Annotated in this window: 18 protein-coding genes; 6 read left to right on the top strand and 12 right to left on the bottom strand. The window is 45.6% G+C overall.

Going from position 1 to position 22,306, the window contains the following annotated elements; all coding sequences use genetic code 11:
• Positions 1-294: a hypothetical protein gene (locus tag MHH89_RS25905; protein ID WP_143763932.1), complete on the bottom strand. Its 294-nt coding sequence runs from the start codon at positions 292-294 to the stop codon at positions 1-3.
• A gap of 110 nt (positions 295-404) precedes the next feature.
• On the opposite strand from MHH89_RS25905, the gene MHH89_RS25900 reads away from it, so the two are divergent.
• Positions 405-857: an NAD(P)H-dependent oxidoreductase gene (locus MHH89_RS25900; RefSeq protein ID WP_445254887.1), complete on the top strand. Its 453-nt coding sequence runs from the start codon at positions 405-407 to the stop codon at positions 855-857.
• Between the two features lie 20 nt (positions 858-877).
• Here the strand turns inward: MHH89_RS25900 and MHH89_RS25895 are convergent, their stop codons facing one another.
• From MHH89_RS25895 to lpdA, 3 genes are read right to left on the bottom strand one after another with little or no spacing between them, the layout of a single operon-like run.
• Positions 878-2,029 (bottom strand): ABC transporter permease, encoded by a 1,152-nt coding sequence (locus MHH89_RS25895; protein ID WP_341088500.1) that lies wholly within the window; start codon positions 2,027-2,029, stop codon positions 878-880.
• A complete protein-coding gene (locus tag MHH89_RS25890) occupies positions 2,013-2,642 on the bottom strand; it encodes an HlyD family efflux transporter periplasmic adaptor subunit (protein ID WP_341088498.1) in 630 nt (209 codons plus the stop codon). Before MHH89_RS25890 ends, MHH89_RS25895 begins: the two co-directional genes overlap by 17 nt.
• The gene (gene lpdA, locus MHH89_RS25885; protein ID WP_341088495.1) at positions 2,639-4,033 is read right to left on the bottom strand and encodes a dihydrolipoyl dehydrogenase; all 1,395 of its coding nucleotides are present in this window, start codon (positions 4,031-4,033) and stop codon (positions 2,639-2,641) included. The genes MHH89_RS25890 and lpdA overlap by 4 nt, the downstream gene beginning before the upstream one ends.
• Before the next feature lie 194 nt (positions 4,034-4,227).
• On the opposite strand from lpdA, the gene MHH89_RS25880 reads away from it, so the two are divergent.
• Complete coding sequence (locus MHH89_RS25880) at positions 4,228-4,794, top strand: TetR/AcrR family transcriptional regulator (RefSeq protein ID WP_076128582.1); 567 nt, start codon at positions 4,228-4,230, stop codon at positions 4,792-4,794.
• Positions 4,795-4,838: 44 nt separating this feature from the next.
• On the opposite strand, the gene MHH89_RS25875 is transcribed toward MHH89_RS25880, so the two are convergent.
• Positions 4,839-5,681, bottom strand: a complete 843-nt coding sequence (locus MHH89_RS25875; RefSeq protein WP_341088494.1) for an aldo/keto reductase — start codon at positions 5,679-5,681, stop codon at positions 4,839-4,841.
• A gap of 223 nt (positions 5,682-5,904) precedes the next feature.
• On the opposite strand from MHH89_RS25875, the gene MHH89_RS25870 reads away from it, so the two are divergent.
• Together MHH89_RS25870 and MHH89_RS25865 are read left to right on the top strand one after the other, a co-directional pair.
• Positions 5,905-6,894, top strand: coding sequence for a DUF4003 family protein (locus tag MHH89_RS25870; protein ID WP_076220581.1), 990 nt, complete (start codon positions 5,905-5,907; stop codon positions 6,892-6,894).
• Between the two features lie 21 nt (positions 6,895-6,915).
• Entirely contained in the window at positions 6,916-7,362 is a 447-nt protein-coding gene (locus tag MHH89_RS25865; RefSeq protein ID WP_341088493.1) for a GNAT family N-acetyltransferase, read from the top strand.
• Positions 7,363-7,525: 163 nt separating this feature from the next.
• On the opposite strand, the gene MHH89_RS25860 is transcribed toward MHH89_RS25865, so the two are convergent.
• The 3 genes from MHH89_RS25860 to MHH89_RS25850 all read right to left on the bottom strand — a co-directional run bounded on the left by MHH89_RS25860 (position 7,526) and on the right by MHH89_RS25850 (position 12,040).
• Positions 7,526-7,981 (bottom strand): hypothetical protein, encoded by a 456-nt coding sequence (locus MHH89_RS25860; protein ID WP_341088491.1) that lies wholly within the window; start codon positions 7,979-7,981, stop codon positions 7,526-7,528.
• Positions 7,982-8,679: 698 nt separating this feature from the next.
• Positions 8,680-11,325 (bottom strand): FtsX-like permease family protein, encoded by a 2,646-nt coding sequence (locus MHH89_RS25855; protein WP_341088490.1) that lies wholly within the window; start codon positions 11,323-11,325, stop codon positions 8,680-8,682.
• A 13-nt stretch (positions 11,326-11,338) separates the two neighbouring features.
• The gene (locus MHH89_RS25850; RefSeq protein WP_036684849.1) at positions 11,339-12,040 is read right to left on the bottom strand and encodes an ABC transporter ATP-binding protein; all 702 of its coding nucleotides are present in this window, start codon (positions 12,038-12,040) and stop codon (positions 11,339-11,341) included.
• 274 nt (positions 12,041-12,314) lie between these two features.
• On the opposite strand from MHH89_RS25850, the gene MHH89_RS25845 reads away from it, so the two are divergent.
• Both MHH89_RS25845 and MHH89_RS25840 read left to right on the top strand, forming a co-directional pair.
• Entirely contained in the window at positions 12,315-14,090 is a 1,776-nt protein-coding gene (locus MHH89_RS25845; RefSeq protein WP_076098706.1) for an ABC transporter ATP-binding protein, read from the top strand.
• Positions 14,077-15,852 (top strand): ABC transporter ATP-binding protein, encoded by a 1,776-nt coding sequence (locus tag MHH89_RS25840; protein WP_036684845.1) that lies wholly within the window; start codon positions 14,077-14,079, stop codon positions 15,850-15,852. The genes MHH89_RS25845 and MHH89_RS25840 overlap by 14 nt, the downstream gene beginning before the upstream one ends.
• Positions 15,853-15,934: 82 nt before the next feature.
• Here MHH89_RS25840 and MHH89_RS25835 read toward each other — a convergent pair whose 3' ends face one another.
• The 4 genes from MHH89_RS25835 to MHH89_RS25820 all read right to left on the bottom strand — a co-directional run bounded on the left by MHH89_RS25835 (position 15,935) and on the right by MHH89_RS25820 (position 22,161).
• A complete protein-coding gene (locus MHH89_RS25835) occupies positions 15,935-19,300 on the bottom strand; it encodes a HEAT repeat domain-containing protein (RefSeq protein ID WP_341088488.1) in 3,366 nt (1,121 codons plus the stop codon).
• Between the two features lie 175 nt (positions 19,301-19,475).
• Positions 19,476-20,228 carry a peroxide stress protein YaaA gene (yaaA, locus tag MHH89_RS25830; protein ID WP_076279447.1) on the bottom strand — a complete coding sequence of 251 codons (753 nt, stop codon included), beginning with the start codon at positions 20,226-20,228 and terminating at the stop codon, positions 19,476-19,478.
• 96 nt (positions 20,229-20,324) lie between these two features.
• The gene (locus MHH89_RS25825; protein ID WP_341088486.1) at positions 20,325-20,573 is read right to left on the bottom strand and encodes a hypothetical protein; all 249 of its coding nucleotides are present in this window, start codon (positions 20,571-20,573) and stop codon (positions 20,325-20,327) included.
• A gap of 31 nt (positions 20,574-20,604) precedes the next feature.
• Positions 20,605-22,161 (bottom strand): glycosyltransferase family 39 protein, encoded by a 1,557-nt coding sequence (locus MHH89_RS25820; RefSeq protein WP_341088485.1) that lies wholly within the window; start codon positions 22,159-22,161, stop codon positions 20,605-20,607.
• Positions 22,162-22,306: the final 145 nt, after the last annotated feature.

Here is a 22,306-nt window from a genome sequence, read left to right as displayed (position 1 = left end):
CTAAGCAAAAGGGGTGAAAAACATAGCTTGGAGAACTGCCTTAGCCTTTTTGAGGTTGCGCGTATCCAGTTGGTTAAGCATGTCTACGATTTGACTCATTTCATCGTTTTCCACTGGCTCAAGAGATGCTCCGGCAGTTAATGGTTCTTTTTCAGCAACCGATTCCGAATGAACCCATGACGCTTCCAAAGTATCCTCGAAGGCTTGGATTATAAATAACAATTCATCTGGGTTATATCTCTGTAGAAACCGGTTTATCCCTTTATTCATCTGCTTATGTAGGGCTAAATGCAAATCGAATATTTCTTTCCCTAGAGGTGTTGTAAGAAAAAGCACTTCTTTTTTATTATCGGGGAGAAACTCCGTGCGAATACGATCTGCATGCCGATGGATTTGATCCCGTCATGTCGCACAAAGAACTCACTGCTTGGCGGCAAAAGAGAACCCCCGACCCGCTAGTCGCCAATTATCAGCAGCGTCTTATAGCAGCGGATCATATTGTCTTCATTTTCCCTATATGGTGGGAAGCCATGCCCGCTCTTACCAAAGGTTTTCTTGATAAGGTATTCGCAAAAGGCATTGTCTACGAAGAAACTAAACCTGGGCGGCCCTTCAAATGCTTGCTCCCGAATATTAAAGGAGTGTCCCTGCTGACCGTAATGAACACGCCCGACTTCTTTTATCGCTGGATTTTTGGCAACCCCATCACCAAAATTCTATTCAGAGGCACCTTTCGCAAAATGAGAATACGTAAGAATCTTCGTTGGTATAATTATGCCGGGATGTCAGATCGCAGCTTAGAAGAGCGGGTGAAACATCTTGATAAAACAGAACAACGGTTTGCACGACTGGACTAAACTAGACTAGATCAAATTACTCAAGCGCTGACTGATTCTGAGAACTGAATCTCTGGTTTCTTCATCTCCCTAAGCACCAGCAATCCAATGAATAAGGATACAACGCCGATAATAATCAGCAGCGCCCCCAGCTCCTGACTGTAGGCTGTTAGCGCCCCATCCCGAAAAGCCATTCCACGTATGAGGCGATTAAGCCAGTTCATAGGTAATACCCATGCGGAAATTTGAAAGAACTCTGGAAAGGCAAGTGGACTCAGCTGGATTCCAGTAGCAAGAAACGACGGATACAACACGAAATTGGTTCGTAAATTAACTTTGGATACGTCTTTGGCAGTATAACCAATCAACAGGCCCATAAGCGACAAGGCAAAGGCATATACAAACAGCGGAATAATAAACAGATAAGGCTCCGCTTCAAAGCGCATTCCCCCCACCTGCTTTAATAAGCCGTAACATAGGAGCAGCGAAATAGTGGTCAAAACAGCGTAAGGTACACTGCGAACCCAAATCTGCCAAGGAGACTTCCCGTTTGCAAAGAGTTTCCCCTCCTGTCGCAACCGAGGGACAATTGAACCCGCTGCGCTTGTTGTAATCATCAGCACCACAATATTCACAAATCCAACGACCATAAAACCCACATAACTTGTGGTCGGGTTAAATAACATCCGCTGCTGGAGAGATAACGGAGAAGCAAGCCCTTTAGAGGTTTCGGCATCCATCCCCTTTTGGAGGAGCCGGGTCATAGAAAGAGTCACATTTTCCGTCTGGATCACTTCCTGAATCGCAGTCCGGATACTGGTTAACCCTGATGGCATTGTATTATCCATTAAGATGCCAATATTTGTTGATATCCCCTGCTGCTGATGTTGCCCCAACTCTTTGGGAAGCATGATGACCGCTACAGCCTGCTCATTTGCCAGTAACGTCTCTGGGTTCAGGCGGTTGGAGTACACATTTGTTACGTTCATATATGGAGAGGCATTTATCTTTGAGATCAGCTGTCGCGAATACGAACTGTGATCCTCATCAATGACAATAACATGCGATTCGCTGATTTGGTTCTTCGAGAACATTAAGCCAAAAAACAGGGCCGCAATAAGCGGACCTATAAAAATCAGGCGTAAATACTTACTACCCGCCACGTACTTCCATTCGTCAATCAGTGACTTCATCGAGCTTCACCTCCGCTGTCATCCCCGGAAGCAAATCAGCATTCCCATCCATAGTTACACGGACAAGAAACATGCTTAAATCGGCTTGCCCTTTTTCACGTGACATACGTAAGCTCGCAAATTGAGACGCGGCTGCGATAGATGTAATTACACCTGTCACCTCCGTTGGGTGCTCCAAATATGGAAAATGAACGCCAATACTTTGATTCACCTCTAGCTTTTGGATTTCACTTTCTTGTATGTAGAGATCTGTATAAAAGCTGTTTTTTTGCAAAACCGCCATTGGCATTCCTAGCTGGACTAGATCCCCCGGCTTTACAATAATCTTGTTGACTGATCCGTCCTCCGGCGCAACTACATCTGTTTCTCCTTCAGCAGATTTAACCTTAAACAGCACCTCTCCCTGTTTTATAGAATCACCTGCAGCCACACCGACCTCGACAATTGATCCTGGACTATTCTGATAAAATATTGTCTTTTGCTCCGCATCCAGAATCCCTTGTTTCCTGCTCTCAGCCTGACTGACTGCATCCTTTCCTTTTACAGCAAGAAGCGCCCCTCCAACAATCAGCACAATCGCAATTCCTATATATAGCCCTGCTTTTATCTTCATTTTCCACTCTCTTTCATCACCATTTTTTTAACTGCATTTTCAGCAGCCTCCATAATTACTTCTCCCAAAGTGGGATGAGGGTGAATGGTCATCGCCAAGTCCTCCACGGTGGCTCCCATCTCAATAGCAAGAGCAAGCTCCGACACGAGTGTGGATGCCTCTACTCCAACGATTTGTGCACCCACTACGACTCCTGAATTTAGGTCCGCTACAAGCTTGACGAAACCTTCCGTCTCCCTCAAGGCCAAGGCTCTCCCGTTAATCCCAAAGGAGGATTTGCCAATAACCAGCGAAATGCCTTTTGCCTTTGCTTCTGTTTCACTTAAGCCGACACTGGCCAGCTCTGGGTGCGAAAAAACAACGAGCGGGATGGCTCGATAATCAACTTCGGAGGAGAGACCTGCAATGGCCTCTGCCGCAATCTTTGCTTCGTACGATGCCTTATGAGCGAGAGTCGGGCCTGCCGTAATATCTCCAATTGCAAAAATATGCGGGATAGCCGTTCTGCACTGTTCGTCCGTCGCAATCAATCCCTTATTCGTCACTGGCAAGCCTATGCGATCTAGTCCTAAATTGCCGTCTGTATTTGGTTTTCTGCCCACAGTAACTAACACATATTCCGCTGTAACATGCTGCTGTTCCTGATTTTTTAAATAATGCAGTGTAATGGTATCTGCACTCTCCACTACGTTCACAGCTGTCGCTCCGGTAATAATCTTCATGCCATCGGCTTTCAGCTGCTTTCCAACAGGGCTCACAAGCTCCGCCTCAAATCCAGGCAGCACTTGTTCTCCCCCTTCCAGAATCGTTACCTTTGTTCCGAATTTGGCATACATCTGCCCCAGCTCGACACCAATATAGCCCCCACCTATAACTACTAGGCTAGTTGGAATCTCAGGGAGCGACAGCGCTTCTGTGGAAGACAAAATACGTCCGCCAACAGGAAAGGCTGGCAGCTCAATCGGACGAGATCCTGTAGCCAGGATAGCGTTTTTAAAGGATAAGGTTTGCTCCTGTCCAGACTGACTGATGATAACTGTATGTTCATCAACCAAGCTAGCCTCTCCTTCGAAAATGCTCACCCCAGCAGTCTTTAATAAATAACTGACTCCACCTGCCTGCTTATTCACAACTCCTTGTTTAAAATCCTGAGCATTTTTAAAAGATGCTGACGCATCTGCAAAATTAAAAGGACTGAGCAAATCATAGCGATGTGATTCAGCAATTAATGCTTTGGATGGGATACATCCAACATGCGTGCAGACTCCGCCAAGCTGGTTGCGTTCAACAATCGCTGTTTTCATCCCAAGCTGTGCAGATCGCAGCGCCGCCACATAACCTCCCGGACCTGATCCAATGACCAATGTTTCTACGGCTTCAAGCTTACTCATCTCCTGATACCTCCTGTTGAACTTTTTTAAAATATGATGATCGTAATATATTATTACCATCATATTTTAAAACAGTCAATAACCTTGCCTCACCTTTCACAAGCTAACTTTCTCAGAATCGCTAAATTGACAGGCTTTATTATGACGCCTATAATATTTTAAAAGTAGAACTATGAAGCTGTGGAGTGATTACAATGCCGTATCCCAAAGGTCATAAAATAAAAGTTCGAAATAAAATCGTTGAAAGTGCTGCTCAGGCTTTTCGCACCAACGGTATTCACGATGTAAGCGTTCCGTTCATTATGAAGGGGGCCGGATTAACTCATGGCGGGTTTTATTCCCATTTTGACAACAAAGAACAGCTTGTCGCGGAAGCCTGCCGGTATGCCATCAGCGATACCATCGCCCTTCTGCAGAAGGTCGCTGACCAGGAAGAGCAGAACCCCAAAATCAATGCTGTCATTGATTATTATTTAAGTCCGTATCACCGCGACAAAATGGAGATGGGCTGCATTATTCCTGCCCTTTCTAGCGAAATATCCCGTTCCTCAGAAGAAGTTCGGCAGGTATTCACGCAGGAACTGGAACGGATGATTGCTTTTATCTCTAATCTGGCGGGAATTGACGCGTCCAAAGGTAGTGCACTGTTCAGTACTATGGTTGGATCCCTTGTTCTTGCACGGACGGTTAAAGATCCTGAACTGAGCGACAACCTACTCTCGTCTGGCAAACAGTATGCCAAAGCGCTAGTAAGAGCCTAATATAAAAAAACACGCCAATAAATGGCGTGTTTTAGTTAAATTTATTAAAATTCTTCATACGATGCGGGATCTTGATTAGCTATGCGACCTGTTGGCGAGGTTAATGCGGAAATAACGGTCATCTCCGCTTCCGATAATTCAAAATCAAAAATATTCAGATTATCACGCTGATGCTCTAGAGAAGAAGCCTTTGGAATGGGAATAGCCCCAAGCTGTATATGCCAACGTAAGATAACCTGAGATATCGATTTATTATGAACCTTGCCTATTTCCGCTATTTCCTCATTTTCCAGTACACTGCTAGCCCGTCCCAATGGACTCCACGATTCAATCACTCCCCCATGCTCTTTGTTCCATGCACGTTGCTCTTCCTGATTAAAATGAGGATGCAGCTCAATCTGATTCATACTCGGCGCTACACCAGTTTCTTGTATCAAACGTTCAATATGCTCCGGCAAAAAGTTACATACACCGATGGAGCGAATCAAACCTTGCTTACGTGCCTCGATCATCGCCTGCCAGGCCTCAACATATAAATTCACTCTAGGGTTAGGCCAGTGGATGAGATAGAAATCATAGTAATCCAATCCCGCTCTGAATAAAGACTCCTGTATAGTAGACAACGCTTCTTTATAAGAGTGATGGCGTCCTGGCAGTTTGGAAGTAATGAGTAGCTCTTCCCTAGGCACAGAACTTTGCCGAACAGCCTGGCCCACAGCACCTTCGTTCTCATAATTAAACGCAGTGTCGATCAGACGATAGCCAACATCAATCGCCTTAGTGATGTTTTGTGCTCCCTCAGTTCCGTTTAACGCGTAGGTACCAAAACCAATCGCAGGCACCTTCACTCCATCGTTCAATACGATTTCAGGTATTCTCTCAGTCATCGTCGCTCTTCTCCTTTGTTGTCATTTAAACCCCTGCCGATCCATCTTATAATTATTATAACATCCTCATAGTAAACTCAATCATTGGGTCACCTGAACAACCTCTAGCCTATTAGTAAGCCGCTTTCGTGGGCATCCGATTTATTTTTTATAGTAAAATGAATCTACAACACAGGATTTTCGTAATGTTATGAATTAAAAGTAGAGATAAGAGGTGTATCCAATGAAGGAGCAATATCCAGCTAGGCTTGAATTGTTCGCAGACAACGCTCAGAGGATCAAAAAAGCTTTCTCATGGCAAAATGCAATGGTTAATCGGTTAGCGGCACTATTGTATGCTGTAGAAGACAAAGTTGCAGATGACGAAGCCATCCGTGCCAGCTATGAGCTAATTAAGGAGAGTACCGGGATTTTCTCTCAATTTAGAGGGACTTCGGTGATCAGCATCGCTGCCCTGCTCTCTCTTTCTGGCGAGAAGGAAACTCTGCTTGCAAACACACTTGCCGTGTATGATTTAATGAAGGAAGCCAAATTCAGAGCCTCTGATTATCTCGTCGTTGCTGCCTATCAAATCGCTGCTAATGCAACATCGGATCAATATCAGCGTACGGTAGAACGGGCAAAGCTATTTTACGATAGTATGAAGGCAAAACATCGTTTCCTTACCGGACAGGACGATTATATCTTCTCCGCGATGCTTGGTCTTTCCGATATCGATGTTGAGAGTGGCGTGGACCGCATGGAGCAGCTCTATGTAACGCTTAAGCCCGAGTTTATGTCAGGCAACAGTGTGCAAGCCCTGACCCAGGTATTGGTTCTTGGGGAAGAAGCCCCTCAAGCAGCGGACCGTGTATTGGCATTAAGAGATGCATTTCGTGCACAGGGTATCCGGCTAGACAAGGAATATACCCTCTCCTCACTGGGCGTGTTATCCCTGCTCCCTTGCAACAAGGAGGACATCGTTACTGATGTCTCGGAGACTTACGAATTTTTGCGTACAAAAAAGGGCTTCGGGAACTGGTCTATTGGCAAGCAGGAATTACTGCTCTTGTCTTCTGCACTGGTAGCCTTCAGATCTGTGGAGGATGTGCAAAACGGCGTATTAACTTCGATGCTTTCTACCAACATTACCAATATTGTAATTGCGCAACAGGCTGCTCTTGCCGGGGCAGCGGCTGCATCAGCTGCGGCTGCAGCTTCTTCTTCGAATTAGGTTGAATCGTGAGGGAAAGATATGGACTCAATAAAAATCTTAACAACAAGAAATGAAGAATTGTTAAACCGTCTACTGAACATTTGGGAATCATCCGTGCGGCATACTCATCTTTTTCTATCCGAGCAGGAGATCGATGCTTTGCGGCCGCTGGTCACGCAGGCGCTTGAGGGCATAAGCGATTTGTTTGCTTTTACAGATGATGAGGAACAGTTGCTTGGCTTCATAGGGGTTCAGAATAAAAAGATTGAAATGCTGTTCGTAGAACCTGCTGCAATGGGAAAAGGGGTTGGAAAAGCGCTAGTAGCTTATGTCATGCAGAAACTCGCCGTACACCTCGTGGATGTGAATGAGCAAAATCCCCAAGCTTTAGGTTTCTATGAGCATATGGGATTTCAGGTTTTTGAGCGTTCAGCACTCGACGAACAAGGTAATCCTTTTCCTATCCTGCACATGTCGCTTAAGTAGCTTTTTCCTATGCAGGAGACAGTTCAATGCATTTTAATATTGTAAAAAGACAACAGAGCAGCGATTCTCTCGTTTGAGAACGCTGCTCTGTTGTTTAGTTGTCTGCAGTTTAGGTTGGCGAAGCTAGGAGCGGATAGGAGGAGCTAGGCGTAGATAGGAGGAGCTAGGCGAAACGGCTCCGAGTATTCGGTTCAGCTGTATCTTCATCTAATTCTAGCTCTACCCCTACTTCTACTTCTGCTTCTGCTTCTGCTTCTACTTCTACTTCTACTTCTACTTCTACTTCTACTTCTACTTCTACTTCTACTTCTACTTCTACTTCTACTTCTACTTCTACTTCTACTTCTACTTCTACTTCTACTTCTACTTCTACTTCTACTTCTACTTCTACTTCTACTTCTACTTCTACTTCTACTTCTACTTCTACTTCTACTTCTACTTCTACTTCTACTTCTACTTCTACTTCTACTTCTACTTCTACTTCTACTTCTACTTCTACTTCTACTTCTACTTCTACTTCTACTTCTACTTCTACTTCTACTTCTACTTCTACTTCTACTTCTACTTCTACTTCTACTTCTGCAACTACTTCTAAATCTACGCATATACCCTCGTGCACATCGCCAAATCAATGCTCTCTGTTGCTTTCGGACTCAGATGACACTATTGGCATATTTATTGCCTTTGAGGCATAGTTTCGGACTCCAGTGTCGCTATTACATAGAAAGAGCCGCATTTCTGGCGTTTTTTATGCTAATAGCTGCTGTGAAGTCCGATAACATTCCAAATGACGGATAATCCGTCGTTTAAGGCCATCTGGGTCCGATAGCGTACAATATCGTCAGAAACCGTCGGATGGCATCTGATATCTTCGGGTCTTAACCATCCCCTGTTGCTTCCGGACCCAGATGACGCTATTTGTTCATTTACCCCCTTTGAGGCATAGTTTCGGACTCCAGTGTCGCTATTCTATAGAAAGAGCCGCATTTCTGGCGTTTTTTATGCCAATAGCTGCTATGGAGTCCGATAACATCCCAAATGGCGGATAATCCGGCGTTTAAGGTCATCTGGGTCCGATAGCGTCCGATAGCGTCAGGCATAGATTCAGATAGCAAACAATATCGTCAGAAATCATCGGATGGCATCGATTGCGAACGATTGCGAACGATAGCGAACGATAGCGTCGGTTCCTAACCATCCCCTGTTGCTTACGGACCCAGAGGACACTATTTGCTCATTTACCGCCTTTGAGGCATAGTTTCGGACTCCAGTGAAGCTATTCCATAGAAAAAGCCGCAGCTCTGGCATTTTTAGATGCTATTCCACCGACTTCAAAGCCTCTATCATATGGATTCGTTTGAGCTTAATATGCATGAACGCCATGACTATACCGGAGAACAATAGGGTTAGGAGCGCCGCATAAATATAACTTGGCCACTTGATGATCGGAGCGAACATCGTCGCATCCAGCTCGGCCGTCTTCAGGACGAAGCTATGCAGCACTATGCCGAGACCCGATCCAGCCACAATACCGAGTAGGCTAAGCAGCATATTTTCGCGGTAAATATACATGGTTACTTCCTTGTCGTAGAAGCCCAGTACCTTAATGGTTGACAGCTCCCGGATCCGCTCGGACACATTGATATTGGTCAAATTGTAGAGGACGACAAAAGCCAATGCCGCCGCTGAAACAATGAGCACCAAGGTTACAACGTCCATACTCTTCATAGTCTCATCGAAGGCGGAGCCTACACTGCTGGAAAAGCTGATGGCAGCGACGCCCTCATTAGCCGTCAGCTTCTCACCAAATTTGTCTTCCCATGTTTTATCGTGTGCGGTGTAGTTCAGCAGTTCTGTGTTGAATAGCGGTTTTTCTCCGAACACAGAAGCATAATATGCCGGTGTCATATAAACATAGTGCATTACATAATTCTCTGTAATCGCTGCGACCTCAATCTCGAATGTTTCATTATCTTTGTCCACCACGGTCAATTTATCACCAGACTCCAGCCCATACAGCTTAGCCAGCTTCTCTGAGATAATAGCCCCATCATCCGTAAGCATCCGCCCTTCTCCACTTTTTCGATCACGCAACTCCACGAAATCGGATAAAGAGTTAACAGAGGTAGGAACGAACAGATGAACCTCTTGGTCATTTACACCAATAGCATGTGCGGTCATCCGTTCTTGCGCCACACTCAGCGTCCCAGTTACTGCAGATTCACCAGTGATTAGTTGGTCGTAGGCTTTTAGCACATCGGCAGACACATCTTCATGCAGCGCCACAAGTGCATCATATTTCATAATCGTGCCGAACTGCGACCCGGCGATGCTGCCAATTGAATCCTTGAGACCAAATCCCGTCAGGATCAGCGCTGTACAGCCAGCCACGCCGAATACAGTCATGAACATCCGCTGCTTATAGCGGAATAGATTCCGTGCGGTAACCTTTTGGACAAAGCTCAATCTCTTCCATATAAAAGTGATCCGCTCCAGTAAAATACGCTGGCCACTCTTTGGTGCCTTCGGACGCATCAATACGGAAGCATTGCTGCGCAGTTCTACCCGTGAGGCAATCCACGCCGTCAACGTAGTACATATTAACGCTACGATAACGGATATGATCGAATACGAAAGATAGAAGTTCTTCGTGATATCCGGTAAATTATAGATTGCACTATACGCATCGTAGATAATACCCGGAAACAGGGTAAAACCAACCGCAAGACCCGCAATTGAAGCCGCCAGACTGGCAAGTGTACCGTAGACCAGGAATTTAGCCATAATGTCGCGGTTGCCATAACCGAGTGCTTTCAGTGTCCCGATCTGCAGGCGATGCTCCTCAACCATCCGTGTCATGGTCGTCAAGCTGACCAGCGCAGCAATCAGGAAAAAGAACACAGGAAACGCACTGGCAATCGCCGACAACCGATCAGCGTTATCTTTATATTCGGCATATCCCGGATTAGCGCTTCGGTCAGTAACGTAGACCTTAAGCTGCTCCAGCTCTGCAAGCTTTTGCTCCCCTGCCGCCAATTCCTCCTTGGCAGAAACAAGTCCGGCAGCAATTGCCTTCATACTTGCAGCCTGTTCCTGCTGCACTTCCTCCGGCTGGCGCTGCAAATCCGCAAGCTGCTGCTCGGCGGCGGCCACCTTTGCGCGGCCACCAGAAAGCTCTTTCTCGCCTTCCGCCCGCAGCTCAGCAAGCCGTGCTTCCGGCACGCCAGACATCGCCTGCTCTACAGCATGGGTATGCTGTTCGATCAGATCTTCATACTCCGGCGAATAAGCCTTCACCCCGGCTGTATCCTTAAAGGACAGAAAGGCTTCCGTATACACCGGAAGCTTGAAATCTGACTCCGGGATCGCGGCGAACGCATCCGCCGTACCTTTACCGATCCCACTGGTGCCCCGGGTACTTTGCTCAATAAACTGTGGACTTCTAACAAAGCCAACTACGGTATACTCCAGTGTCTCGAAGCTGTTCGACAGCTCCGCATCCGTACCGTTTCCACTGAAAGATACCTTGTCACCCAACGCATATTCTTCCGCTAGCTTATCGTCCAGCACGATTTCACCGGAATGCTCCGGTAGATGGCCTTCAATTATACGGTATTGATTAAGTGGTTTATCCGTGTTGTAAGAATTGACTTTAAGTATTAAGGCATTATCACCTATGAATACATCTGCACTATAGCTCGGCTGAATCTCATCGATCCCCTGTACATTTCTGAGTAACCCGATGTTGTCTTCGGTCAGGCCGTAGTTAGTCTGCACCTTCAGATCCATCAAGCGCTGCTCTTTGTAAAAGGTTCCAGCTGTATTCAGCATATCTGGCCCAGTGGCCTTGATTCCGGCAAAAAAGCTGACGCCTAACATAATAATTGCAAAAATCGAAATAAACCGGGCTTTGGTATGCCCAATTTCACGAAAAATATCTTTCCACAATGCTCGCTTTTTCATAGATGCCTTCTCCTTACCATTCAATATCGTCAACGGATACCGGCGAAGGATTGATCACCATCTTCCGTACCTTAGCGTTGTTAATCTCTATAACCCTGTCAGCCATCGGAGCGATCGCCAGATTATGTGTAATTACGATGACCGTTGTCCCGGTGTTACGACAAGTATCCTGCAGCAGCTTCAGCACCTGCTTGCCTGTGTTATAATCAAGCGCCCCTGTCGGCTCGTCGCAGAGCAGCAACTTCGGTTGTTTAGCCAACGCTCTGGCGATAGCGACACGTTGTTGCTCACCACCGGACAACTGAGCAGGGAAATTATCTAACCGCGCGCCCAGACCCACATCCTCCAGCACCTTACGTGCATCTAATGCACGCGGGGAAATCTGCGAAGCAAGCTCAACATTTTCAAGTGTGGTCAGATTAGGCACTAGATTATAGAACTGAAATACAAAACCTACGTCATTTCGGCGGTAGCCTGTCAGCTCCTTGGCACTAAACTTGGCGATATCAATGCCATCCACAATGACCTGACCTTCATCGGCGGAATCCATTCCACCCAGAATATTAAGCACCGTAGATTTACCCGCACCACTTGGGCCGACGATCACGGCAAATTCACCTTTTTTTATCTCAAAATCAATCCCGTCATTCGCGACAATTACATTCTCGCCCATCTTGTAACGCTTGTACTCCCCTTTTACAGCAACAAAACTCATTCCTCTTCCTCCTGTCCCTATCCGAACTAAGTCTAATTACTCTACATTGTCTCAGTTTATCATAATTAGAACGCCCAAGCCCGAATGGCAAACCCTCATTACACAAGGTGAAATTCACATCATTAATAAGTTCATTTTTTTGTAACAATAATGTAACAAGGAAATTTTACCGTAAACGATACTTAGTCATTTGATAATGTTATAATCACTTTGTTTTATTTACTCTTTTCAGGCAAGAGTGAAAGAACAAGAACAATCAGAAACAGGTGATCAGATGTTCGAACTGAAATGGCTATGGCAGAACCTAGAGGGAAACCGGACGCGATATATTCTGGCACTCTGCCTTTCGGTGGTGGGCTCAAGTCTTACAATCGTGAATCCGTACATCAGTCAGCGCATTGTCGATACGTTTATAGCTGGTGACAACGCCCTGCAGAATCTTACACAAGAACGGCAATTATTGATTATGCTCTGTCTGGGCATGATCGGATTTTCTCTACTGCGCACAGGTCTCGCATATTTCACGACCATGCAGTACGAGATATCCTCGCAAAATATGATGTACAATGTCCGCATTTATTTGTACAACAAAATTCAGGGACAGGACAGAAAATACTACGATCATAATCGTACCGGCGATCTCATGACCAAGATGACAGGCGATCTGGACATGGTCCGTCACTCTATGGCCTGGATTTTTAAGACGATCATTGAATCGCTAACGATCTTCCTTGCCGCCGTTATCTATTTTTTCACCATAGATGCGGAACTGACGCTGTGGATGCTTATCCTGTCACCGCCCATTTTTATCGTGGCTTACATATTCGCTAAACGCGTCCGTCCTATGTATATTGACTTGCGTGAACGGCTGTCCCAGCTTAACACGACTACACAGGAGAATATCTCAGGCAACCGTGTGGTCAAGGCTTTTGCCCGTGAGGAATTCGAGGTCGAAAAATTCACAGAGAAGAATGTCAACTATTCTACAGCGAACAAAAAGGCCGCCCTTGTATGGCTTGATTATTTTCCTTATCTGGAATCCTTCGCTCAGGGCTTCAACGTAATCCTTATGTTGGTTGGTGGTTTGTTCCTTATGAACGGCCGGATCACCTTCGGTGAGTTTATGGCCTTCTCTTCGCTTATTTGGGCTATATCGAACCCTATGCGCAACATCGGTATCATTATCAACGACATTCAGCGCTTTTTTGCGAGCTTGTCCAAAATCGTAGATATCTATTATGCCCGGCCAAATATTGTTAATGAGCATACTGTCACTGACAAACGCCGTTATGAAGGCCGTATTGAATTCGATCATGTCCGCTTCAAATATGATAGCGCTATCGTGCTGGACGATATTAGCTTTACCGTTGAACCCGGTGAAACTGTAGCAATCATGGGCGCGACAGGATCAGGCAAAACAACAATCATCAACCTCATCCCTCGCTTCTACGATGTAGCTGAAGGGCGCGTACTCGTAGACGGTGTTGATGTTCGGCAGCTGGAGCTTGATGAACTTCGTGGAAATATCGGCATGGCGACCCAAGATGTACTCTTGTTCTCTGATACCATTGATGGAAACATCGCCTATGGCGATCCTGATCTTCCGGAAGAAGATGCAATGGGTTATGCAGAGCTCGCAGCCGCACACGACTTCATTACCAAAATGCCTGAAGGTTATGATACCGTTGTCGGGGAACGCGGAGTCGGACTATCGGGGGGGCAAAAGCAGCGTATTGCCTTAGCGCGTGCTTTGGCGGTACACCGTCCTATCCTGATTCTCGATGATACGACCTCTGCGGTCGACCTTGAGACGGAGGAGCATATCCAAAAAAGTCTACGTGAACTGGACTATCCTTGTACGAAAATTATTATTGCGCAGCGTGTATCTACTACCTCGCAAGCCGACCGTATTCTTATTCTGGATGGCGGGAAGCTAGTTGAGGAAGGGACTCACACTGAACTGCTAGCGAAACGTGGTTACTATTACGAAGTGTTTAAACTGCAGAACGAGGGTATTGGAAGGCAGGTGACCGCAAGTGGCAAGGAATAAATTTGACGTCGATGAAAATCTTGAATCGCCGTTTAATATAAAACACTTCCGGCGTGCGATGGTATATATTAAACGAAAGAAAACGCCAATGATTGTTGCGTTCGTGCTCAGTGCACTTTCAGCAGCCATTTCACTGTCGGCTCCGCTGATCATGCAACATGTCATCGACGTGACCATTCCGGCAAAAGAGAAGCTTGCACTGCTGGGTTGGGCTGCACTGATGCTTGTGACCATCGTGGTCAGCGTTTATCTGGCTACGATACGCTCGCGCATCATGACGAGTGTTGGGCAGGATATTATTTTTGACATCCGAACGGATTTGTTTAAGCATCTGCAAGAATTGCCTTTCAAATATTATGACGACCGCCCACAGGGCAAGATCCTTATCCGGGTCGTAAATTACGTCAACGCCGTTTCAGATGTGCTGTCCAACGGGATTATCAACTTTATTCTAGAAATCGTGAATTTGCTCTTTATCGCAGCCTTCATGTTCGCTGTCGATGTACGACTCTCATTTGTCATCCTTGCCGGACTGCCAGTCTTCCTTGGCATCATGCTGCTGATCAAAACCCGGCAACGCCGGGCATGGCAAGCAGTGTCCAACAAAAGCTCTAACCTGAACGCCTATCTGCAAGAGAGCATCAGCGGTATTGGTGTGACACAAATGTTCTCCCGGGAACAACGTAACGAAGGAATCTTCACACGTCTCGCGGGTAATTTCCGTAAAGAATGGATGAAGGCTCAACGTTACAACTTACTTATTCCGTTCTCTGTAGACAACTTGTCTACAATCGTTACATCATTGATTTTCCTTGTAGGCCTACTAACACTGAGTCCTCAAGACATGACCCTCGGTGTCATTCTGGCGATGAGCAGCTACGCTGCCCGCTTCTGGCAGCCGATTCTGAATCTTTCGAACCTGTACAATAACTTCATCAACGCCGTTGCCTATCTTGAGCGTATCTTCGAAACGCTGGATGAACCGGTTACCGTCAGTGATATCCCGGATGCCAAAACACTGCCATCTGTACAGGGCCATGTGACCTTCGACGATGTAACTTTCGCCTATGACCCGGGGCTTAATATTCTGGAGAATATCTCCTTCAAGGTCAAAGCGGGAGAAAGCATCGCGCTGGTAGGACCCACAGGTGCGGGCAAAACAACCGTCGTCAATCTGATCTCACGCTTTTATAACATTTCCAGTGGTCAGATTCTGATCGACGGCCAGGATATCTCACAGGTGACGTTAAAATCTCTTCGCAGCCAGATGGGGATTATGTTACAGGATAGCTTCATCTTCTCCGGTACTATTCTGGACAATATTCGGTACGGCCGACTGGATGCAACCGAAGAAGAAGTAATCGCCGCTGCAAAGGCCGTTTGCGCCGACGAATTCATCCGTGAATTCGATCAAGGCTACATGACAGAGGTCAATGAACGTGGCTCCAAGCTGTCTCAAGGACAGCGGCAGCTCATTTCGTTCGCAAGAACACTTTTGGCAGATCCGCGCATTCTCATCTTGGATGAAGCCACTTCTTCCATTGATGCGAAGACTGAGCGCTTATTGCAAAAAGGGCTAAATGAACTGCTTAAGGGACGCACCTCGTTCATTATCGCGCATCGCCTCTCCACTGTAAAAAACTGCGATCGTATTATGTACGTATCTAACAAAGGCATCGCGGAAAGCGGCTCACATGATGAGCTTATCGCACAACGGGGCCTTTACTACCGCCTCTACACAGCACAGAAGATGGAAGCTTAATTGAATAAACACCAAAAGAGCTCAGGCCGATTTGCAGCCTGAGCTTTTTTGATGCTTTATATTTTCAAAAAAATATCAAAAACTAATCTATCGCCGTCCAAATATTTAGCGCAAGTGAGCGAACCGCAAGGTTCGTGTGATTTCTGTACAACCGCAGACGCTCTGCAGGCTCTGGACTCCACAATAGAGCACTTCCGGCAACTTCAAGCAACGAAAGTCCAATATACTGAGATTCATAACGGCTCTCAGACCCTAGAACATCTACAATTTCCAATAAAATTTCCGGACTCCAGTATCCCGTGCTCACTTCTAAATTATACGCGACCTGCTTATAGACATCGCTTAATAGCTGGGGTTGATTTGAAATAGTGGTAACGATCCGATTCAGATAATTGGCGGATTCCTCCACGTTATTCCAGTCTATTGCTGCTATATACAATTTCATCACAGTTTGCTGTAAGGTCTCCTCAGATGCCAGACAGTCAATCAGGTCCGTATACAAAGGGATAAGGTGCATCCGGGTGATTTTTGGCAACGCTATCAGCTGGTTGACTAATTTCAGTAGACGTTGCCGATGAGGCAAATCTCTTTTGGCAGTGGCGTTCCATTCATCCCTTATCGCTGCACTAACCAGTCTCTGACATACACCAACTACAACCTCATTGATCTTACCATCGCGACAGGTTTCTACCAGCGTGTTCATAGCAGTTTCCCATCTAGTGCTGTCTTCCAAATCCGTAATAGACTGAGCGGTGGCAGCTGCAACAATCCCTTCATTTCCATTTGTCCACCGCATCATAGAAATGAAAGCATATCTGCCAATATACGCATCTTGGTGCCTTGCGATTTCAAGGATTAATCCTAGATAACGTGGTCTAAAGTCTAGCGGAAGAGCATTAGGCTGTTGAGATAATAAACTTCCTGCAATGTCACTTTCTGATGAAGAAGCCATTGTACTTAACATATCCCAAGCGCGTTCATCATCTAAAAGCTGTTTCGCAGCATGCCCTATGGCTATGATTACATCCTTGTGTGCATTGGGTTTCTCGAACTCATTCATTAATAGCGGAAGGCTGTCATCGCTTCTATAAGCGCCCAGTAAGCGGATGGCTTCTTTTCTGACAGTGATCTTCAGCTTATCCCGATTCAGAAGCTCTTTCAGCATGGTAACCAGTAACACCGGATTCACCCTGCGGATGCATCTGGGTATCGAGTACATGGCTACACGGGCCCGGTCCCCATCCAGATTCTCCAGCAGAACGGGAAGTGCCTTCTCCGGTTCTTCCATAAGCGAAAAGGCATGAAGTGCAGCTTCTACTACAGTTACTTCCTTATCCTGCATAAGCCCAAGTAACCTATCCGAACCGAGATCAGGCATGCTTGCCATGATCTTAATAACGCTTGCACGCTCCCAAAGATTACGTTTGGCATCGTATGCAATTTTTTCTAATAAGGCACTTAAAGCTTGTTGCTGACGTGGCAGCCATCTGTAGAATCCATCCGCGGCCGGCACAAGATAGATAGTTTTGCCTGATAGGAACTTGCCCTTAATGACAGCTCCTGAAATAAAAGGATCGAGCCATTCCTGACGCTTCAGATGCAGATGCTGGAACACTTCATGGATCGTAATATACGATTTATCTAAAACTAATAATTCCTTAACTCTGGCATCACGCGTTGTACGAGGCGCAAGCCAGTATCTGGCCGCTTGTATGGCTGTAGAATCCGCCTTTGCCTTCGTTGCTTCCTTTAACAGATTCTGAAGTTTTATGATGCCGTAACCTCTTTTACCGAATGAGCTAGCTAGGCTTAACACCAGATTGTAGTCTTCTCTTTTGTTGGCCTGTACAGCTAATGTATAAATTTCGTCGAAGATAATCTCTTCTACTCCCCGGGGTAAATTCTTCTCCAAGGATGGAAGGGAAAGCTGCCCATTCTGCTTGGCCAATTTCTGAATCGTTTTTAAAGAAAACTTAAACAGCTCACCATGAGGATGTAATGCGTTATGCCGGAGAATAGCAAACGCCAGTTGTTGAACGGAAAATTTTGTACCATATGAAGTATCTCTGGCCTCTATAACACTATCAACAAGCAAAGTAAGCTCTTGTACATGGGCATCCGTGAACACAGACGCAGGACTTTCCGATAGCTCTTTAAACACAGCGCCCCGGACAGGATCCTGATCATTTTTAATCCGGCCCAGGTACACCAAAGTTTCATTCATACCCTGTCTCGACAGAACGGTACTTCTGATCAGCTGCATAAGCGCCGTGGCACGTTCGTCTGCACTGGATACCTGTGTTGCTTGTTCAAGTCCCGCTCTTGAATGAAGAATAGAACGGCAAGCTGTAAATCTGATTGTTCTCTCCCGGTCATCATTGATTTCACGAAGGCCAAGCATCCGGGTGGCTTCCTTGTCACGCAAGACATGCGGTAATACATACAGTAATCTTTCCGGAAAAATACGTTCATTACGTTTATCTTCTTCATACACAGCATCGAAAATGACTTTGCGGTTAGAAGGTGCAATATTATGAAGCAGCTTTGCTATGTGCATAGGGTGATCTGCGAGTAGTTTCGCTATCTCCATCCATTGATCCATGGATAAATATTTTTTCCTTTTAAGAACAGCTTCAGGAATACCATAAGAAATCAGATCGCTCCGCGACTCCGTTCGTGTTAACAGCTGATATACCTTATTAGGATTTTGGCGTACAAGCGTGCCAAGCTGTTCTTTTAACGCAGGATGTATGATGCCCATAGGTCCATGATTCAGCGCACACTCCAGCACCAAGTCTGCCTTTAGATTGCATAGGATCTCCAGAGCTGATGAGAATCTCCACCAGACATAGCCTTTTTCCCTGAGTGGTGTGCTTTCCAGTGTTGTTGCAAAGTATTCTGCTACTACGTTAAGATGCCGGCTGGATAATTTCTTCCAGTCTTTTATGGCATACCCGATATCAGCAAGCCATTTACTTACCGTAGCCGAATAACAGGCCTGCAATATAATCGCGGCTTCCTCCGCTCCCCATCGGGCATACACTACAGGCAATAAGCGTTCTGCTAATTCCTGACGGTTAATCTGTGAAATACTATGCAACAGCTTGCGGCGGCAATCATGGGATAAATGGGGGAGCTCACGTTCAATATCAGCATCCGAAGCCACCTTTGCCAAAAGACCCGCAGCCGTATTTCTGATACTTGCCTTGGGATGCCGCAGTGCTGATAGAATAATAGCAGCATCTTGTGTTGCAATGGCACCGATTAAGGCAAGTCGTGCTTCATAAACGCCATCCTCCAGCAAAGAGGCTAGTAATTGGGAGTACTGGACAGATCCGAGATGATCACGGCCTAGGATTGCTACTTTCTTGATTCTGTCGGAATAACCTAGCGAATCCAATTCTTTAAGTAAGCTCTGTTTATCCAATGGATCTCTTTTGAAAATCATAAGTCCTCCTCGTTAACCTATTCTTATTCCCCCCGAACTTTATTCTCTATGCCCTAATCTATCCCCTTTAAAAAAACTAGAATTCAGCATCTGGTTTCGTTGACCAAAAAATAAAGGTAACCCTGAAGCAGGTTATTCAACCCCCTTCAGAATTACCCATCATGTACTGCTTGCTCTAGTCATTCTTTTTCTGAATAAACACATACGTACGCTCATCCGACAGCTCATCAGCAAAGCTGAAATCAAATCCGTCGAAGCCTTTGATATCCTCCACACAGCTGATTTGCCGCTCAGCCATGAAGCGTACCATTTCACCTCTGGCCATCTTGACCAGGGTCGCTCTCTCTACTACCTTACCGCCGATCTCCTGCCCGAATACACAACTAACCATTCGAACATTCCCGCCAATGTAAGGGGAGATGCACTTGCTGTATTCCTTAGAGGCCAGATTCAGAATGATGTCAGTCTCCGAAAACAGCTGATCTGCCAGCTTCCTGTTCCAGAACTCGTAGATAGACTTGAAACCAGGTCCGCTAAGCTTTGCCTGCATCTCCAGCCTGTACGGCACAACGCCGTCAAATGGCCGGACGATTCCATAGAATCCGGACAATATCCGTAAATGCTGCTGAAGATATTCCAACTCCTCCATTTGAAGTACCCCTGGTGCCATGTACTGGTACTGGATACCCTCATAAGAAAAAATAGCCGGTGTAAGATTCCGTGTTACATCCATATCCCGAATCCGCTCCACATTCAGCGTGGCGATGGCATCATTGCATTTCCATAACGATTTGGCTTCTTCATAATTCAACTTTTGTAATAAGGCCAGAAGAGTCTGCGACTCGCTTATGAATTGCGGCATCTGGCGGCAATCCAAGAAATCCGTATCCATCTTCATCTTCTTGGCAGGCGATATAATGATTCTCATGGTGCTCCCTTTTCTTACCCCCGCGGGGAATTTAAATGTAACCTTATCCTATCACACTTAATCTTCGTAGGCTTGGGGCAAGTTCATGAAATTTGTTCACTGCCGCCCACCTTGTGCGCCACCGCCATCTGTATCTGGGTTGCCGTTTCTCCTTGACCCACCATTCATGCCGGGAGATCCGCCCCCATCTTTCCCCCGTCCGCCGGTGAAGCCCTGTCCCCCGTTCGCTCTTGACCCGGAGTCAGTACTCGTTATCTTCTGTGCGGTAATAGCATCGCAGGAGACGAGCACCATGGAACAACTTAGCACTGCTATGAGCAAAGCGAAATACCGCTTGGTCCGCATCTTTGAATCCCCTCTTTCCGAGCGAACATAGTTAACGTGGAAAACATCTTTTTAACATATAATCGTATACGTCCTTAAAACCCATGTAGGATAATACGATTAGCAGCGGATACACCGGGTAAATATACCGGGACTTGATCTCCCATAAAAGATAGAATCCGATAAAGCCCAGCACCACAAGAATCAAAGAGGTCTCTTCGAATCTTTTGGCTCTTATTCCACCCATTAAGCGAACGAGTATAAATACATACATCAGAAAATTCAGGACATACAGCAGCCACAACATTCCACTTCTATAATTGGAGTCTGCCTTAAACAAATCCGTAGCAGCATTAGTGTAGCTATAACGGTCCATGACAAAGCCCATTCTTCCCCCGTTACTGGATGACCCGTCATTTCCGAGCCCATATCGTTCCATCTGGTAGGTTCCTTCCGTCCAGGTCCAAACGATTTTTTTATAATACATCTTCACTAAGTCACTTAGGCCCGCCTCGGAGAGTTTATTACTGATTTCTTCTTTAAATAACTCCGTACTTTCTGCCTTATTATAATTTGCATCCTGCTGATAGATAGTGTAGCTCTCCCGGTTGTCCCAGAACCCAAACGTCTCCAGATTGATCCCCATATTCAGCCACATGTAGACAGGTGCGGAATTTTCGTTCATCGGTTCATCTACAACATTCGTCGCCTGCAGCACAGCATTTTGCGTCCAGCCGGGAACATTAAACAATATGGCCGTGATAACCAAAGCGCTAAAAACCTTTTTCACCCCGATAGAACGTATGTTAAATAAAAGACCCGCCACCACGGTAATCAGAAAAATAACACCGATACTGCGGAAATAGTTACCTATTGCCAGTAAGAGAGCTGCGAAGAGAATATCCTTAATGGACCTTCTTTTAATAAATCTTATGGCAAAATATAAAGCACTTGTCAGAAAGGCGGTAGCGATCACATCGTTATAGATAAAATTACTCATAAACAATGAAGGGATATAGGTTGCAGCAAACACGAGGATGCCATAATCCTTATCCTTGGACTTATAATTGAGCTCTTTATACAGCATGTAAATCATTAATGAGGTTAAGAGTGTAAACAGAATATTAAATATTTTGATTACCAGATAATTATCCGGAAAGATCAACAACAACGTCTTTAAATATAAAACGATCGAAAAATTAAACGGAAACATATGCAGATAGCCGTTCGTGTCAAACGACGAATAATCATTCCTGTACAGCATGTCGAGTGCCAATGAAAGGACTGTCTGTGAATCATCCGTCGGCAAGCGTGGAAACAGAAAGATAATCACCATCTGGATTGCAAAAGAAAACAGCAGTGTGGCTGGAATGACTATTTTCCAACTGTACTTATTAAGCTTCAGGCACATTTTATACAAAATAACGCTTAATGCCAGCACCACTGCGATCACTAGAATAAAAAGACCCAGCTGTTGTCTCTCCAAAATTGGCGTGTCCCCATATACGAAATAATTATATTTCGCCCTAATAAAAAAGGAGGATGCGATAAAAAGACCGATAAAGAATGCAAGTATGAGATACAATGTTTTTTGAATTCCTCTTATCATGGAAAACCTCCTTTGCGCAATCGAAAGCCCTTTACAATCCGCTGCCCCGATTCATAAAAAGCATTATAAACACCCAAACTGAAAATCCAATGAAAATCGGATGTTTGGGAATTCGCAAAGAAGAGATTTAGAAAGAGAGGTACGT

Origin of the sequence: Paenibacillus sp. FSL H7-0323, from assembly GCF_038002725.1 — a bacterium.
In the GTDB taxonomy this organism is placed as follows: Bacteria; Bacillota; Bacilli; order Paenibacillales; family Paenibacillaceae; genus Paenibacillus_AQ; species Paenibacillus_AQ odorifer.
Note: the sequence above shows the minus strand (reverse complement) of the source record. Positions and strands in the feature narration are given on the sequence as shown.